Source organism: Dyella sp. 01L423 (genome assembly GCF_056399945.1).
In genome coordinates this window covers 1-671 of record NZ_JBFTSI010000027.1, presented here as the reverse complement: position 1 = coordinate 671, position 671 = coordinate 1, and the positions used below count along the sequence as shown (strand labels likewise).

At 65.7% G+C, this 671-nt stretch carries 2 protein-coding genes; both read left to right on the top strand.

What is annotated here, in order from left to right; genetic code table 11:
* Window positions 1–15 precede the first annotated feature (15 nt).
* Complete coding sequence (locus AC1DMY_RS20880; RefSeq protein ID WP_477021060.1) at window positions 16–303, top strand: CopG family ribbon-helix-helix protein; 288 nt, start codon at window positions 16–18, stop codon at window positions 301–303.
* The gene (locus AC1DMY_RS20875) at window positions 300–578 is read left to right on the top strand and encodes a type II toxin-antitoxin system RelE/ParE family toxin (RefSeq protein WP_477021061.1); all 279 of its coding nucleotides are present in this window, start codon (window positions 300–302) and stop codon (window positions 576–578) included. The genes AC1DMY_RS20880 and AC1DMY_RS20875 overlap by 4 nt, the downstream gene beginning before the upstream one ends.
* Window positions 579–671 lie beyond the last annotated feature (93 nt).

The window sequence follows — 671 nt, the reverse complement described above, 5'->3', positions numbered from 1 at the left end:
ACATGAGGCATTCACATGAACGAAGCCACCTTCACCTTCCGGGTCGATGAGGGCCTGAAAAGCGAGTTCACGACGGCGGCTAAGTCCAGTGATCGGAACGCCGCCCAGGTGCTGCGCGGCTTCATGCGGGACTACGTGCGCCAGCAGCAGGAGGCCGCCGAGCATGACGCCTGGTTCCGTCGCCAGGTGCAGAGCGGAATCGACGCCGCCAACGCCGGTGATCTGATCTCGGCCGAGGAGGTCGAGGCCGAGGCGACGGCGTGGCGCGAGGCGACGCGGCAACGGTTGGCGTCGCACTCGTGAGGCTGGTCTGGACCCGGCCAGCGAGCATCGACCGGAAAGACATTCGCGAATACATCGCGGCGGACAATCCAACCGCCGCCCTGGCGTTGGACGAGCTGATTTCCGAGAAAGCCGCTCGCCTTGCCGATGATCCCGGCCTTGGCCGGATAGGGCGCGTCCCTGGAACACGCGAGCTGGTGGCGCACCGAAATTACGTCCTGGTCTATGACACGGCCGACGACCAGGTTCGCATTCTTCGGGTGCTGCACGCCGCCCGCCAGTGGCCGGCGCCTTAGGGGTTCGGGGGCCGCGCCCCTGACGGCCCAAAGGGCCGCCTTCCCCCGTAGGGGCTCACCTTTGCGGCACGCAAAGTATAGTGAGTATATTTC